Source organism: Streptococcus oralis (genome assembly GCF_965111685.1).
GTDB lineage: Bacteria > Bacillota > Bacilli > Lactobacillales > Streptococcaceae > Streptococcus > Streptococcus oralis_B.
Genome location: NZ_OZ217340.1, coordinates 521065 through 537190 on the forward strand (window position 1 = coordinate 521065; position 16126 = coordinate 537190).

Consider the following 16126-nt stretch of genomic DNA (forward strand, 5'->3'; position numbering starts at 1 on the left):
AACGCTTTCCTAATTATTACTATCATTATATCATAGAAAATAGGATAACCAAATAAAAAGGCATTTTCAGTTAAAAGTCAAAAAATGCTTCGACTTTTCCAAGAGTTTCTCCGTAAAATATGGTACAATGAAATGTACTGAGCTTTACCTATTTACTCTATTATTTTAGGGGAAATAAAGGTGGAAATCGGGAATTTTTCTAGAAAAGAGTCTTAGTTGTATGAGAAAATTTAATAGCCATTCGATTCCGATTCGGCTTAATTTACTATTTGCGATTGTCATTCTGCTCTTTATGGCCATTATTGGTCGATTGTTATACATGCAGGTGCTCAATAAAGATTTCTATGAAACAAAATTGGCTTCAGCCAGCCAAACAAGGGTAACAACCAGTTCAGCTCGTGGACAGATCTATGATGCAACAGGGAAACCCTTGGTAGAAAACACTGTTAAGCAGGTTGTTTCTTTCACACGAAACAATAAAATGACGGCGGCTGAATTGAAGGAGACAGCCAAGAAACTTCTCACATATGTAAATGTAACCTCCCCTGATCTGACAGATCGACAGATTGCAGACTACTACTTGGCGGACCAGGATATTTACAAAAAAACAGTCGAATCCTTGCCAAGCGATAAACGCCTAGATTCTGATGGGAATCGTTTATCAGAAGCGACACTTTACAATAATGCGGTTGAAAGTATTGACGTGAGTCAGCTCAATTATACAGATGACCAGAAAAAGGAAATCTATCTCTTTAGTCAGCTCAATGCCGTTGAAAATTTTGCGACGGGCACTATTTCTACAGATGCTTTAGATGATACCCAAGTTGCTCTCGTTGCATCAGCGTCTAAGGAATTACCAGGTATCAGTATTTCAACCTCATGGGATCGTAAAGTACTGGATACCTCTTTATCGACGATTGTCGGTAGCGTTTCAAATGAGAAGTCAGGACTTCCAGCAGAGGAAGTTGATGCTTATCTCAAAAAAGGGTATTCTCTCAATGACCGAGTGGGGACTTCCTATCTTGAAAAGCAATATGAAGATGTTCTTCAAGGCAAACGCTCCGTCAAGGAAATCCACCTCGACAAACACGGAAATATGGAAAGTGTGGAAAATGTCGAAGAAGGAAGCAAAGGAAACAATATCAAGTTAACGGTTGACCTAGCTTTCCAGAATGGTGTGGACGACCTACTCAAGAGCTACTTCAACTCAGAGTTGGGTAACGGTGGAGCCAAATATTCTGAAGGGGTTTACGCCGTAGCCCTTAATCCTAAAACCGGAGCAGTTTTGGCCATGTCAGGTGTCAAGCATGATGTCGAATCCGGAAAATTAAGTTCAGATTCGCTTGGAACGATAACCAACGTCTTTGTGCCAGGTTCTGTCGTTAAGGCGGCGACCATCAGCTCTGGTTGGGAAAACGGAGTCTTGTCAGGTAATCAAACCTTGACAGACCAACCGATTGTTTTCCAAGGTTCGGCCCCTATCAATTCATGGTATACCTTGTCCTATGGCTCTTTCCCTATCACAGCAGTTGAGGCTCTAGAGTACTCTTCTAATGCCTATATGGTTCAAACTGCTCTAGGAATCATGGGACAGACCTACACACCAAACATGGTGGCCGCAACGGGACAGTTAGAGACTGCAATGGGCAAATTGAGATCAACCTTTGGGGAATACGGACTCGGAGCTTCAACAGGGATTGACCTTCCAGATGAATCCACAGGATTTACGCCAAAAGAATTTGATTTGGGGAACTATATCAATAATTCCTTTGGTCAGTTTGATAACTACACACCTATGCAGTTAGCTCAGTATGTCGCAACCATTGCAAACAATGGTGTGCGTTTAGCTCCTCACATCGTTGAAGGGGTTTATGGAAACAATGACCAAGGTGGCTTAGGTAGTCTGGTTCAAGAAACAGCCACTAAGGAACTGAACAAGGTCAATATTTCAGAATCAGATATGGCTATCTTGCAGCAAGGTTTCTATCAAGTTTCGCATGGAACGAGTGCTCTGACAACTGGTCGTGCCTTTTCAAATGGCGCAGCCGTATCCATCAGCGGGAAAACGGGTACTGCCGAAAGTTACGTTAATGGTGGTCAAAAAGCCAACAATACCAACGCAGTCGCCTATGCACCGACCGAAAATCCTCAAATCGCAGTTGCAGTCGTCTTTCCTCATAACACCAACCTAACAAACGGTGTCGGACCTTCGATTGCACGCGATATTATCAATCTTTATCACCAACACCATCCAATGAATTAGAAAGGGACTTATGCTGTATCCAACACCTATTGCCAAGCTGATTGATAGCTATTCAAAGTTACCAGGTATCGGGATTAAAACGGCTACCCGCCTAGCCTTCTATACCATTGGAATGTCTGATGACGATGTCAATGAATTTGCCAAAAATCTCCTGTCCGCTAAACGGGAATTGACCTATTGTTCCATCTGTGGCCGTTTAACGGATGATGATCCTTGCTCTATCTGTACGGATCCGACTCGAGACCAGACAACGATCTTGGTGTTAGAGGATAGTCGCGATGTGGCTGCTATGGAAAACATCCAAGAATACCACGGACTCTATCATGTCTTGCACGGCCTCATTTCTCCGATGAATGGTATCAGCCCAGACGATATCAACCTCAAGAGTCTCATGACCCGTCTCATGGATAGTGAGGTTTCAGAGGTGATTGTGGCAACCAATGCGACGGCAGATGGGGAAGCGACATCTATGTACCTTTCTCGTCTCCTCAAGCCAGCTGGTATCAAGGTCACTCGCCTAGCACGAGGACTAGCCGTGGGAGCAGATATCGAGTATGCGGACGAAGTCACACTCTTACGAGCCATTGAAAATCGGACAGAGTTGTAGGAGTAGACAATTTACGAACTAAATTTATTCATAAGAAAATTAAGGAGACCGACTTTGATGTTATTGGTCTCCTTTTATGTTTCTTGAATTCTAGTACCATGTTCAAGTTTCAAAAAAGAAGCAAATATGATATACTAAAGAACGAGTATTCTATTAGAATTAGGACAAGTAATATGAAACAAACGATTATTCTTTTATACGGTGGACGTAGTGCAGAGCGTGAAGTCTCTGTCCTTTCAGCTGAAAGTGTTATGCGTGCGGTCAACTACGACCGTTTCACAGTCAAGACTTTCTTCATCAGCCAGTCAGGTGACTTTATCAAAACGCAAGAATTTAGCCAGACTCCAGGTCAAGAAGATCGTCTCATGACCAATGCGACTATTGACTGGGACAAGAAAATAGCGCCAAGTTCCATCTATGAAGAAGGTGCAGTGGTCTTTCCAGTTCTTCATGGCCCAATGGGAGAGGATGGCTCTGTTCAAGGATTCCTTGAAGTTTTGAAAATGCCCTATGTCGGCTGCAATATCTTGTCATCAAGCCTTGCCATGGACAAAATTACGACTAAGCGTGTTTTAGAATCAGTAGGGATTGATCAAGTTCCTTATGTGGCTATCGTTGAAGGCGATGATGTGACTGCTAAAATCGCTGAAGTTGAAGAAAAATTGACTTATCCAGTTTTCACGAAGCCGTCAAACATGGGTTCAAGTGTCGGTATTTCTAAGTCTGAAAATCAAGAAGAACTCCGCCAAGCTTTGGAGCTTGCCTTCCAATATGACAGCCGTGTCTTGGTAGAGCAAGGGGTGAATGCGCGTGAAATTGAGGTTGGTCTCTTGGGCAACTACGATGTGAAGAGCACTTTGCCAGGTGAAGTGGTCAAGGATGTTGCCTTCTATGACTACGATGCCAAGTATATCGATAACAAGATTACCATGGACATCCCAGCCAAGATTAGTGATGATGTGGTAGCTGTCATGCGTCATAATGCAGAAACTGCCTTCCGTGCGATCGGTGGCCTCGGTCTGTCTCGTTGTGATTTCTTCTATACAGATAAGGGCGAGATTTTCCTAAACGAGCTTAACACCATGCCAGGTTTTACTCAGTGGTCTATGTATCCACTACTTTGGGACAATATGGGAATCAGCTACCCAGAACTAATCGAGCATTTGGTTGACCTTGCTAAGCAAAGTTTTGACAAGCGCGAAGCGCATTTGCTATAAAAATGAAAGAGAGGGTAGAAGCCAGAACTATCACTGCATGGTGACTAGAGTTCTTGGACTTCAACCCTTTTTAAAGGAGTAGAAATGAAATTAACAATCCATGAAGTTGCCCAAGCTGTTGGAGCTAAAAATGACGTTAGTCTTTTTGCGGATGCTCAGTTAGAAAAGGCTGAGTTTGACAGTCGTTTGATTGGGACAGGAGATTTGTTTGTGCCACTTAAAGGTGCGCGTGATGGTCATGACTTTATCGAAACAGCATTTGAAAATGGTGCAGTAGTAACCTTGTCTGAGAAAGAGGTTGCAAATCATCCCTACATTCTAGTAGACGATGTCTTGACTGCCTTTCAAACCCTCGCAGCCTACTATCTTGAAAAAACAGCGATTGATGTCTTTGCTGTTACAGGTTCAAATGGTAAGACAACGACCAAGGATATGCTGGCGCATTTACTGTCAACAACCTACAAGACCTACAAAACTCAGGGCAATTACAATAACGAGATTGGTCTTCCTTATACTGTTCTTCATATGCTTGATGATACTGAAAAGTTGGTCTTGGAGATGGGGCAGGATCACTTGGGAGATATTCATCTCTTGTCTGAATTGGCTCATCCAAAAACAGCTATAGTGACCTTGGTTGGAGAGGCTCATTTGGCCTTTTTCAAAGACCGTTCGGAGATTGCTAAGGGGAAAATGCAAATTGCAGATGGTATGGAACCTGGTTCCTTGCTCTTGGCACCAGCTGACCCTATAGTAGAGGACTACTTGCCAACTGATAAAAAGGTGGTTCGTTTTGGGCAAGGAGCAGAGCTGGAAATTACAGACTTGATTGAGCGCAAGGATAGTCTGACCTTTAAGGCGAATTTCTTGGGACAAGCCCTCGATTTGCCAGTGACAGGTAAGTACAATGCCACCAATGCTATGATTGCTGCTTATGTGGCTCTTCAAGAAGGAGTGTCAGAGGAGCAAATTCATCAGGCCTTCCAAAATCTTGAATTGACGCGTAACCGTACCGAGTGGAAGAAAGCAGCCAATGGAGCAGATATCCTATCAGATGTGTACAATGCCAATCCCACTGCTATGAAGTTGATTTTGGAGACATTCTCTGCAATTCCAGCCAACAAAGGGGGCAAGAAAATCGCTGTCTTGGCAGACATGAAGGAACTCGGCGATCAGTCTGTTCAACTCCATAACCAGATGATTTTGAGTCTCTCACCAGATGTGCTGGATACCGTGATTTTCTATGGAGAAGATATTGCGGAATTGGCTCAACTTGCCAGTCAAATGTTCCCAATCGGCCACGTTTATTACTTCAAAAAAACAGCCGATGAGGACCAATTTGAAGACCTAGTCAAGCAGGTTAAGGAAAGCCTTGGAGCCAATGACCAAATTTTGCTCAAAGGCTCGAACTCCATGAATCTAGCCAAGTTGGTAGAAAGTTTAGAAAATGAATGCAAATGATTTTGCCAAGTATCTGCAAAGAATGCTAGCCATTACGGATACTGGATTAACCTTTACAAAAGATCCGTTTGACCGTGAGCGCTACGAAGACTTGCGAAGTCTGTTATCTGAAATGTTGAATCAGGTATCAGACCTCGATGCAGAAGAAGTGGCAGAAGTCATGAAACCGACTTCCGCTTATGCAACTCCTCTGATGGATGTCCGTGCTTGGATTGTTGAGGATAAAAAAGTTTGTTTAGTTAGAGGAAAAGGAGAGGATAGTTGGGCTTTGCCAGGTGGTTTTGGTGAAGTTGGCTATTCTCCAACCGAAAATATTCTTAAAGAAATTGAAGAAGAAACCGGCTTTACAGCAAAAGCTGAAAGGTTACTTGCAGTTTTTGACACCAATCGTTTCCAACTACAGAGCAAACAATATGCAAAGTTTGTGTTTGAATGTAAGCTTCTTGATGGACAATTTCAAGAGAATCAAGAAATTGCTGAGCTTCAATTTTTTGCCATTGACCAATTGCCAGTCTTATCTGAAAAACGCATCACCAAGGAGCAAATGGAGATTCTTTGGCAGGTTTATAAAGGACAAAGAGACCAATATGTTGATTAGTTTATGCTAGAGAAGTTGACAAATCAAAAAAGGGTATCTGCAAGGTGCATTTCTGCAATACAAATGATATAATAGGTTGCGAATTTAAGACGCAAGTATTCTATGCATGGCATGGAATCAAGTTTTTCAAAAAATTTAAAAGCTGGGGAAAGTGAATTTTTTACTGCCTCTAGCTAGATGAACGAGGAATAGAATATGAATTTGTGGGATAAATTATTTACCACACAGATATCAGAACCGCCCCAGTTTGAACTCCACTGGTACATTGGTTTGTTATGTTTACTGGCGCTTACTTTCTATGCTTCTTATCGTTTTCGCGATAAAGTGGCTTACCAGCGTTTTATTCAGATCCTTCAGTCTGTTCAACTGATTGTTCTGTATAGCTGGTATTGGGGCAATCTCATGCCTCTGTCAGAAAGTTTGCCCTTCTATCATTGCCGTATCGCCATGTTTGTGATGCTCTTGATTCCAGGGACATCCAAGTACAAACAATACTTTGCCCTTTTAGGAACTTTTGGAGCAACAGCGGCACTGGCTTACCCACTCTTTGATCCCTACCCATTTCCACACGTGACCATTTTGTCTTTCATTATCGGACATGTTGCCCTTTTAGGAAATGCGCTTCTATACTTGTTTAGAAACTATGAGGCTTCCCTTCTCGATTTGAAGAATGTGGCGGTGATTACCTTTGCCTTAAATGGCTTGATATGGGTTGTCAACTTAGTTGTAGGTGGGGATTATGGATTTTTGAGTAAACCACCAATTGTTGGAAACTTCGGCCAGCCCTTAAATTATCTCATTGTTTCGACTGTTATCGTGATAGCAATTCGCTTAACAGGGAAATTAGTAGAAAATTTTTTACAACAAAAATCGGAAGAATTTATTCAAGAGAAGATCTAAAATGATCTTCTCTTTTTTGGATTTTTAAGAAACAAAAAGAAAATTGTTAACGATAACATTGAAATTTCTCTTAGAAGAAGAATTTTTCTAGAATTTTCTCAAAAAACATGCAGGAAAATTATGAAAAACTAAGCACGATTAGATTTTTTGTGTTATAATATTCTTTGAATAGCTATGCCCAAACATAGTTATTAAATAGAAGTGAGAAACTTGGAAGACAGAGAGGATGCGATGTAATGACTAGAGATGGTTTTTTTACAGGCTTAGATATCGGAACTAGCTCGATTAAAGTGCTAGTAGCTGAGCATAGAGATGGCGAAGTAAATGTAATTGGTGTTAGTAATGCCAAAAGTAAAGGTGTAAAAGACGGAATTATTGTTGATATTGAAGCAGCTGCTTCAGCAATCAAATCTGCAATCACACAGGCAGAAGAGAAAGCTGGTATTTCTATTAAGTCTGTTAACGTTGGCCTTCCAGCAAACCTCTTGCAGGTTGAACCAACACAAGGAATGATTCCTGTAACTTCAGATACCAAAGAAATCACAGATCAAGATGTTGAAAATGTTGTCAAATCAGCTTTGACAAAGAGCATGACTCCTGATCGTGAAGTGATTACCTTTATTCCAGAAGAATTCATCGTGGATGGTTTCCAAGGAATCCGTGACCCTCGTGGTATGATGGGTGTCCGCTTGGAAATGCGCGGTCTGCTTTACACAGGTCCTCGTACGATTCTACACAATCTTCGCAAGACAGTTGAGCGTGTAGGTATTCATGTTGATAATGTGATTATTTCACCTTTGGCAATCGTGAACTCCGTTCTCAATGAAGGCGAACGCGAATTTGGTGCAACTGTCATTGACATGGGTGGAGGTCAGACTACTGTAGCGACTATCCGCAACCAAGAATTGCAGTTCACTAACATCTACCAAGAAGGTGGAGATTACGTTACAAAAGACATTTCTAAAGTCTTGAAAACATCTCAAAAAATTGCTGAAAGTTTGAAACTGAACTATGGTGAAGCTTACGTTCCACTTGCAAGTAACGAAACTTTCCAAGTTGAAGTAATTGGTGAAGTAGAACCTGTTGAAGTGACAGAAAGCTATTTGGCAGAAATTATCTCAGCACGCATCAAACATATCTTTGATCAAATCAAACAAGAGTTGGAAAGAAGACACTTGTTAGATTTGCCAGGAGGTATCGTCCTTATCGGTGGAAATGCAATTTTACCAGGAATTGTTGAATTAGCCCAAGAAGTATTTGGTGTTCGAGTAAAACTTCACGTACCAAACCAAGTGGGAATTCGCAACCCTGCATTTGCTCATGTGATTAGTTTGTCTGAGTTTGCTGGTAAATTGACTGAAGTCAATCTTCTTGCTCAAAAAGCAGTTAAAGGAGATGAATTCCTTCGTCAAAAACCAATCAACTTTGGCATTCCAAATCAACGTTTGAATCCAGTAGCGCAACCAAGTCCAGCACAAGCAGCTCCAGCTGAAACTGTGCAGGAAGTTCCAGTTGCTCCCAAGGAAGAATTCCAAGCAAGTTCTCAAAGTAAACCGAAGCTAACAGAACGTTTCCGTGGTTTGATCGGAAGCATGTTTGATGAATAAAAGAGGATAAGAAATTATGACATTTTCATTTGATACAGCAGCAGCTCAAGGCGCAGTTATTAAGGTAATTGGTGTCGGTGGTGGTGGTGGTAACGCCATCAACCGTATGGTTGACGAGGGTGTTGCTGGTGTAGAATTTATCGCAGCCAACACTGATGTGCAAGCTCTTAGCAGTACGAAAGCAGAAACCGTTATCCAACTTGGGCCAAAATTGACTCGTGGTTTGGGTGCTGGAGGACGTCCGGAAGTTGGACGTAAAGCTGCAGAAGAAAGTGAAGAAGCTTTGACGGAAGCTATCACTGGAGCGGACATGGTCTTTATCACTGCAGGTATGGGTGGTGGATCTGGTACAGGTGCAGCCCCTGTTATTGCACGTATCGCTAAAGATCTTGGTGCACTTACAGTTGGTGTCGTGACACGTCCTTTCGGATTTGAAGGAAGCAAACGTGGCCAGTACGCTGTAGAAGGAATCAACGAACTTCGCGAGCATGTTGATACTTTGTTGATTATCTCTAACAACAACTTGCTTGAAATTGTTGACAAGAAAACGCCACTTCTTGAAGCACTTAGTGAAGCAGATAACGTTCTTCGCCAAGGTGTTCAAGGGATCACTGACTTGATCACTAACCCAGGATTGATTAACCTTGACTTTGCTGACGTAAAAACTGTGATGGCAAACAAAGGGAATGCCCTTATGGGTATCGGTATCGGTAGTGGTGAAGAACGTGTTGTTGAAGCAGCTCGTAAAGCGATTTACTCTCCACTTCTTGAAACAACTATCGATGGTGCAGAGGATGTCATCGTCAACGTTACTGGTGGTCTTGACTTGACTTTGATTGAAGCAGAAGAAGCTTCAGAAATCGTCAACCAAGCAGCTGGTCAAGGTGTAAACATCTGGCTTGGAACATCGATTGATGAAAGCATGAAGGATGAAATCCGTGTTACTGTTGTAGCGACAGGTGTTCGTCAAGAGCGCGTGGAAAAAGTAGTTGGAGCTCGTAACAACCAACCAGTTGGACGTCCATCAACTAAAGCTCCACAAGCACACACATTTGACCGTCAATTCGACTTGGAAGAGACAGCAGAATTGCCTAAATCAAGTCCTCGTCGCTTTGAAACAAACCAAGCGTCTGCTTTTGGAGACTGGGACTTACGTCGTGAGTCTATTGTTCGCCAAACAGATCCAGTTGTTTCACCAGTAGAACGCTTCGAAACACCAGTTTCGCAAGATGAAGATGAATTGGATACACCTCCATTCTTCAAAAATCGTTAATCAATGAATTTGAAAAAAAATACTGAATTAGTTTTTCAGCAAATAGCTGATGCTAGTCAAGAAGCCAACCGTGCTCTAGATGCTGTTTCAGTAATCGCAGTGACAAAGTATGTAGATGTACAAACAGCGGAAGCCTTGCTTCCGCTTGGTGTCCGTCATATAGGTGAAAATCGAGTTGATAAATTTTTAGAAAAATATCAGGCCTTGAAAGATTACCCAGTTACTTGGCATTTAATAGGAACACTACAGAGACGGAAAGTTAAAGAAGTAATCCCATATGTGGATTACTTTCATGCTTTAGACTCCCTAAAGTTAGCCCAGGAAATTCAAAAGAGAACAGATCATGTTGTCAAGTGTTTCCTGCAGGTCAATATTTCTGGGGAAGAAAGCAAGCATGGATTTTCAAAAGAAGAATTGCTAGAACTTTTGCCAGAATTGGCTAAGTTAGATCAGATTGAGTATGTTGGTTTAATGACCATGGCTCCTTTTGAGGCAGACAGTGATGAATTGAAAGAAATTTTCAAGGATACGCAGGCTCTGCAAGCAGAAATTAGAGAAAAACAAATCCCTAATATGCCGATGACAGAGCTAAGCATGGGAATGAGTCGCGATTTTAAAGAAGCGATTCAGTTCGGCTCAACCTTTGTTCGAATCGGTACAGCATTTTTTAAATAGGAGAGAGCTATGTCTTTAAAAGATAGATTCGATAAATTTATAGATTATTTTACAGAAGACGGAGAAGAAACGACTAACTATCAGACTCAACAAGAGGAAACAGTTAGCCCAGCCATCCCATCTTCTAAAGAATTACCAGCACCTGCTCAGTCAGGATCAGCAAAAGATGCAAATATTACTCGTCTTCATGCGCGTCAGCAAGAATTGGCGATGCAAAGTCACCGTTCAGATGAGAAAGTGACGATTGACGTTCGCTATCCAAGAAAATATGAAGATGCAACTGAAATTGTAGATTTGTTGGCTGGAAATGAAAGTATTTTGATTGATTTCCAATACATGACAGAAGTACAAGCCCGTCGTTGCCTTGATTACTTGGATGGAGCTCGTCATGTCTTGGCTGGAAACATGAAAAAAGTTGCGAGTACGATGTATCTATTGACTCCTGTCAACGTTATCGTAAATATTGAAGATATCAAACTTCCAGACGAATCACAAAGCGCTGAGTTTGGTTTTGATATTAAACGAAATAGAGCAAGATAATGATTTTCTTAATCCGTTTAATCCAAAATGCGGTTAGCATTTACTCGATCATTCTCGTTGCATTTGCTCTTCTTTCATGGTTTCCAAATGCCTATGAAAGCCAGCTAGGTCGCTTAGTCATCAGACTTGCTCGCCCAGTTATCGATCCCCTTCGTAAGCTCAATTTGCAATTTGCTGGTCTTGATTTTACGGTTTGGGCGGCCCTGATTCTGATTCAGTTTGTTGGAAATATCTTAACACGACTAGTACTATTACTATGACAGCAAATCGAGCCATTTATCAACATTTTTCCCAAGATGATATTCCCTTTATTGATAAGGGATTAGAGTGGATCAAGCGGGTAGAAGATACCTATGCGCCGGCGCTTACTCCTTTTATCAATCCCCATCAGGAACAGATCTTGAGGGTACTAGCTGGGACATATGAACTTGGTTGTCAAAGTAGCAGTGATTTTCTTCCGACTGAGTCGGTTCGTGTTCTTCTCTATCCAGATTATTTTGAACCGGAGATGTCAGATTTTGAAATGGCCTTGTTGGAAATTTGCTATCCGAGTAAGTTTGAACAACTGAGTCATGGAAAAATATTGGGAACAATCATCAACCAACTAGGAATTGACCGTAAATTATTTGGTGATATCTTGGTAGATGAAAAGAGAGCACAGATTTTTGTCAATCGTGATTTCATTCCTCTTTTTCAGGATGGAATAAGAAAGATTGGCAGACTTCCCGTATCGCTGGAGGAACGTCCTTTTACCGATAGGATTTTGTCTAAAACTGATTATAGAGAACGAGAAATTTTAGTTTCGAGTTTTCGATTGGATGCCCTCTTATCAAGTGCCTTGAAATTATCTAGAAACCAAGCTAGCCAACTGATTGAGAAAAAATCTGTCCAGGTAAATTATCATGTTGTTGAAAAATCTGATTACCAGATTGCAGTTGGAGACTTGATCAGTGTGAGAAAGTTTGGTCGTTTGAAAGTTGTCAAAGACAATGGACAGACAAAAAAAGACAAGATAAAATTAAGCATTCAATTATTATTAAGTAAGTGAGGAAAAGTATGCCAATTACATCGTTAGAAATTAAAGATAAAACCTTTGGTACAAGATTTAGAGGTTTTGATCCAGAAGAAGTAGATGAATTTCTGGATATCGTTGTTCGTGATTATGAAGACTTGGTTCGTAGCAATCATGATAAAGAGACACACATCAAGAGTTTGGAAGAGCGTTTGTCTTACTTTGACGAGATGAAGGATTCCTTGAGTCAGTCAGTTTTGATTGCTCAAGATACTGCTGAGCGTGTCAAACAAGCTGCTCAAGAACGTTCAAACAATATTATTCAACAAGCTGAACAAGACGCTCAACGTTTGCTTGAAGAAGCGAAATACAAGGCAAATGAAATTCTCCGTCAGGCAACTGATAATGCGAAGAGAGTGGCTGTTGAGACTGAAGAGTTGAAGAACAAGAGCCGTGTATTCCATCAACGCCTCAAGTCTACGATTGAAAGTCAATTGGCTATTGTTGAGTCATCTGATTGGGAAGATATTCTTCGCCCAACAGCTACTTACCTTCAGACAAGTGATGAAGCCTTTAAAGAAGTGGTTGGTGAAGTTCTTGGTGAATCAGTATCTTTACAACCAGAGGAAGAACCAATTGATATGACTCGTCAATTCACGCCAGAAGAGGTTGCTGAATTGCAAGCTCGTATCGAGGCTGGCAACAAAGAATTAGCTGAGTTTGAAGCTCAACAAAACCAACAGACAGAAGAAATTGACCAGCATGAAGAGTCAGTTGAAGTAGAAGCTACTGCGACAACTGAGGGTGATGCAAATAAAGAATCTGTTCTTATCCTATAAAAAATGTGAGAACAAGATCGAACCAACTATATTTTCAGCGAGCGGGAGATGGTGAGAGTCCTGCAATCCCTAGTGGTTAGATTATCCTCTCAACAAATCCAGTCCGAAAACAGTAAGACTGGACGTCCCCCACGTTACGGGAAAAGAGGAAAAGAGACCCTGTCTTTTTTCGAACAAAGGTGGTACCACGATTTTCGTCCTTTTTGCGAATCGTGGTTTTTATTTTGTCAGTTTAAATTAAAGGAGTAACAATGAAACTTAAAGAAACCCTCAATCTTGGGAAAACAGACTTTCCTATGCGTGCTGGTCTTCCAACTAAAGAACCAGTTTGGCAAAAAGAATGGGAAGAAGCAAAACTTTATCAACGTCGTCAAGAATTGAACCAAGGAAAACCACATTTCACCTTGCACGATGGACCTCCGTATGCAAACGGAAATATCCATGTTGGACATGCCATGAACAAGATTTCCAAAGATATTATTGTTCGTTCTAAATCTATGTCAGGATTTTATGCTCCTTATATTCCAGGTTGGGATACACATGGTCTGCCAATCGAGCAAGTCTTGGCAAAACAAGGTGTTAAACGCAAAGAAATGGACTTGGTTGAGTACTTGAAACTTTGCCGTGAGTATGCTCTTTCTCAAGTTGATAAACAACGCGAAGACTTTAAACGTTTGGGGGTTTCTGGTGACTGGGATAATCCTTATGTAACCTTGACTCCGGACTATGAAGCGGCTCAGATCCGTGTCTTCGGTGAAATGGCTAAAAAAGGCTATATCTATCGTGGTGCCAAGCCAGTTTACTGGTCATGGTCTTCTGAGTCAGCCCTTGCAGAAGCGGAAATTGAATACCATGACTTGCTTTCAACTTCCCTTTACTATGCTAACCGTGTCAAAGACGGAAAAGGTTTGCTTGATACAGATACTTACATCGTTGTTTGGACAACAACTCCATTTACCATCACTGCTTCTCGTGGATTGACTGTTGGTGCGGATATTGATTACGTAGTTGTACAACCTGCTGGTGAATCTCGTAAGTTTGTGGTTGCTTCAGAATTGTTGAACAGTTTGTCTGAGAAATTTGGCTGGGCTGATGTTCAGGTCTTGGCGACTTATCGTGGTCAAGAATTGAACCACATCGTGACAGCTCACCCTTGGGATACGGCTGTAGATGAGTTGGTAATCTTGGGTGACCACGTTACGACTGACTCTGGTACAGGTATTGTTCATACGGCTCCAGGTTTTGGTGAGGATGACTACAATGTCGGTGTTGCCAACGGTCTTGAAGTTGCTGTAACAGTTAACGAACGAGGGATTATGATGGCAAATGCAGGTGCTGAGTTCGAAGGTCAATTCTATGATAAGGTTGTACCAACTGTTATCGAAAAACTGGGCGATTTGCTCCTTGCTCAAGAAGAAATCTCCCACTCTTACCCATTTGACTGGCGTACCAAGAAACCAATCATCTGGCGTGCTGTTCCACAATGGTTTGCCTCAGTTTCAAAATTCCGCCAAGAAATCTTGGATGAAATTGAAAAAGTGAAATTCCATTCAGAATGGGGTAAAGTGCGTCTTTACAATATGATTCGTGACCGTGGCGACTGGGTTATCTCTCGTCAACGTGCTTGGGGAGTTCCACTTCCTATCTTCTATGCTGAAGACGGAACACCAATCATGACTGCTGAAACGATCGAGCATATTGCTCAACTCTTTGAGGAACACGGTTCTATCATCTGGTGGGAACGTAATGCCAAAGACCTCTTGCCAGAAGGATTTAGCCACCCAGGTTCACCAAATGGCGAGTTCAAGAAAGAAACAGACATCATGGACGTATGGTTTGACTCAGGTTCATCATGGAATGGAGTAGTGGTCAACCGTCCAGAACTCAAATACCCAGCAGACCTCTACCTAGAAGGTTCTGACCAGTACCGTGGTTGGTTCAACTCATCATTGATCACATCTGTTGCCAACCATGGCGTGGCGCCATACAAACAAATCTTGTCACAAGGTTTTGCCCTTGACGGTAAAGGTGAGAAGATGTCTAAATCTCTTGGAAATACCATTGCTCCAAGCGATGTTGAAAAACAATTTGGTGGGGAAATCTTGCGACTTTGGGTAACAAGTGTTGACTCAAGCAACGACGTGCGTATCTCTATGGATATCTTGAGCCAAGTCTCTGAAACTTACCGTAAGATCCGTAACACACTTCGCTTCTTGATTGCCAATACATCTGACTTTAACCCAGCTCAAGATGCAGTGGCTTACGATGAGCTTCGTTCTGTTGACAAGTACATGACCATTCGCTTTAACCAGCTTGTGAAGACCATTCGTGATGCTTATGCTGACTTTGAATTCTTAACCATCTACAAGGCCTTGGTGAACTTTATCAACGTTGACTTGTCAGCCTTCTACCTTGATTTTGCTAAAGATGTTGTCTACATCGAAGGAGCCAAATCACTCGAACGCCGTCAAATGCAGACTGTCTTCTATGACATTCTTGTCAAAATCACCAAACTCTTGACACCAATCCTTCCTCACACAGCAGAGGAAATCTGGTCATATCTTGAGTTTGAAGCTGAAGACTTCGTTCAATTATCAGAACTACCAGAAGCTCAAACCTTTGCCAACCAAGAAGAAATCTTGGATACATGGGCAGCTTTCATGGACTTCCGTGGACAAGCTCAAAAAGCCTTGGAAGAAGCACGTAATGCAAAAGTAATCGGTAAATCACTCGAAGCCCACTTGACAGTTTATCCAAATGAAGTGGTGAAAACTCTTCTTGGAGCAGTAGATAGCAATGTGGCTCAACTTTTGATCGTGTCAGAATTGACCATCGCTGAAGGTACAGCTCCAGAAGGCGCAGTTAGCTTTGAGGATGTTGCCTTTACAGTTGAACGCGCTGCAGGTGAAGTTTGTGACCGTTGCCGTCGTATCGATCCAACTACTGCAGAACGTAGCTACCATGCAGTTATCTGTGATCACTGTGCAAGCATCGTAGAAGAAAACTTTGCAGACGCTGTCGCAGAAGGATTTGAAGCCAAATAATCAGATTAGAAATATGTCTTCTCATAGTTTAAGATGAGATAAAAAGGAAAAAGAGAGAAAGTTATTTCTCTCTTTTTTGCTGGAAAAGGCTTA

General features: G+C 41.7%; 14 protein-coding genes. All 14 read left to right on the top strand.

Features of this window, described 5'->3' with window-relative positions; translation table 11 throughout:
* The first annotated feature begins 220 nt into the window (after positions 1 to 220).
* The 14 genes from pbp2b (at position 221) to ileS (ending at position 16033) form a co-directional block, all read left to right on the top strand.
* Positions 221 to 2263 carry a penicillin-binding protein PBP2B gene (gene pbp2b / locus ACLV7H_RS02920; protein ID WP_411866307.1) on the top strand — a complete coding sequence of 681 codons (2043 nt, stop codon included), beginning with the start codon at positions 221 to 223 and terminating at the stop codon, positions 2261 to 2263.
* 10 nt (positions 2264 to 2273) lie between these two features.
* The gene (gene recR, locus ACLV7H_RS02925) at positions 2274 to 2870 is read left to right on the top strand and encodes a recombination mediator RecR (RefSeq protein ID WP_000966754.1); all 597 of its coding nucleotides are present in this window, start codon (positions 2274 to 2276) and stop codon (positions 2868 to 2870) included.
* Between the two features lie 173 nt (positions 2871 to 3043).
* Entirely contained in the window at positions 3044 to 4087 is a 1044-nt protein-coding gene (locus ACLV7H_RS02930; protein ID WP_411866308.1) for a D-alanine--D-alanine ligase, read from the top strand.
* Between the two features lie 84 nt (positions 4088 to 4171).
* Positions 4172 to 5545 carry a UDP-N-acetylmuramoyl-tripeptide--D-alanyl-D-alanine ligase gene (locus ACLV7H_RS02935; protein ID WP_411866309.1) on the top strand — a complete coding sequence of 458 codons (1374 nt, stop codon included), beginning with the start codon at positions 4172 to 4174 and terminating at the stop codon, positions 5543 to 5545.
* Positions 5532 to 6143 (top strand): NUDIX hydrolase N-terminal domain-containing protein, encoded by a 612-nt coding sequence (locus ACLV7H_RS02940; RefSeq protein ID WP_411866310.1) that lies wholly within the window; start codon positions 5532 to 5534, stop codon positions 6141 to 6143. The genes ACLV7H_RS02935 and ACLV7H_RS02940 overlap by 14 nt, the downstream gene beginning before the upstream one ends.
* A 195-nt stretch (positions 6144 to 6338) precedes the next feature.
* Positions 6339 to 7043, top strand: a complete 705-nt coding sequence (locus ACLV7H_RS02945) for a TIGR02206 family membrane protein (RefSeq protein WP_215804873.1) — start codon at positions 6339 to 6341, stop codon at positions 7041 to 7043.
* Between the two features lie 236 nt (positions 7044 to 7279).
* Positions 7280 to 8650, top strand: a complete 1371-nt coding sequence (ftsA, locus tag ACLV7H_RS02950; protein WP_045592460.1) for a cell division protein FtsA — start codon at positions 7280 to 7282, stop codon at positions 8648 to 8650.
* 16 nt (positions 8651 to 8666) lie between these two features.
* Entirely contained in the window at positions 8667 to 9923 is a 1257-nt protein-coding gene (ftsZ, locus tag ACLV7H_RS02955; RefSeq protein WP_000144261.1) for a cell division protein FtsZ, read from the top strand.
* 3 nt (positions 9924 to 9926) lie between these two features.
* Positions 9927 to 10598: a YggS family pyridoxal phosphate-dependent enzyme gene (locus tag ACLV7H_RS02960; protein ID WP_411866311.1), complete on the top strand. Its 672-nt coding sequence runs from the start codon at positions 9927 to 9929 to the stop codon at positions 10596 to 10598.
* 9 nt (positions 10599 to 10607) lie between these two features.
* Complete coding sequence (locus tag ACLV7H_RS02965) at positions 10608 to 11138, top strand: cell division protein SepF (protein ID WP_045592454.1); 531 nt, start codon at positions 10608 to 10610, stop codon at positions 11136 to 11138.
* On the top strand, positions 11138 to 11398 hold the full coding sequence (locus ACLV7H_RS02970; protein WP_045592453.1) for a YggT family protein: 261 nt from the start codon (positions 11138 to 11140) through the stop codon (positions 11396 to 11398). The genes ACLV7H_RS02965 and ACLV7H_RS02970 overlap by 1 nt, the downstream gene beginning before the upstream one ends.
* Positions 11395 to 12186 (top strand): RNA-binding protein, encoded by a 792-nt coding sequence (locus tag ACLV7H_RS02975; RefSeq protein ID WP_045592452.1) that lies wholly within the window; start codon positions 11395 to 11397, stop codon positions 12184 to 12186. The genes ACLV7H_RS02970 and ACLV7H_RS02975 overlap by 4 nt, the downstream gene beginning before the upstream one ends.
* Positions 12187 to 12194: 8 nt before the next feature.
* Positions 12195 to 12989 carry a DivIVA domain-containing protein gene (locus ACLV7H_RS02980; RefSeq protein WP_045592448.1) on the top strand — a complete coding sequence of 265 codons (795 nt, stop codon included), beginning with the start codon at positions 12195 to 12197 and terminating at the stop codon, positions 12987 to 12989.
* Positions 12990 to 13240: 251 nt separating this feature from the next.
* A complete protein-coding gene (gene ileS, locus ACLV7H_RS02985) occupies positions 13241 to 16033 on the top strand; it encodes an isoleucine--tRNA ligase (protein ID WP_411866312.1) in 2793 nt (930 codons plus the stop codon).
* Positions 16034 to 16126 lie beyond the last annotated feature (93 nt).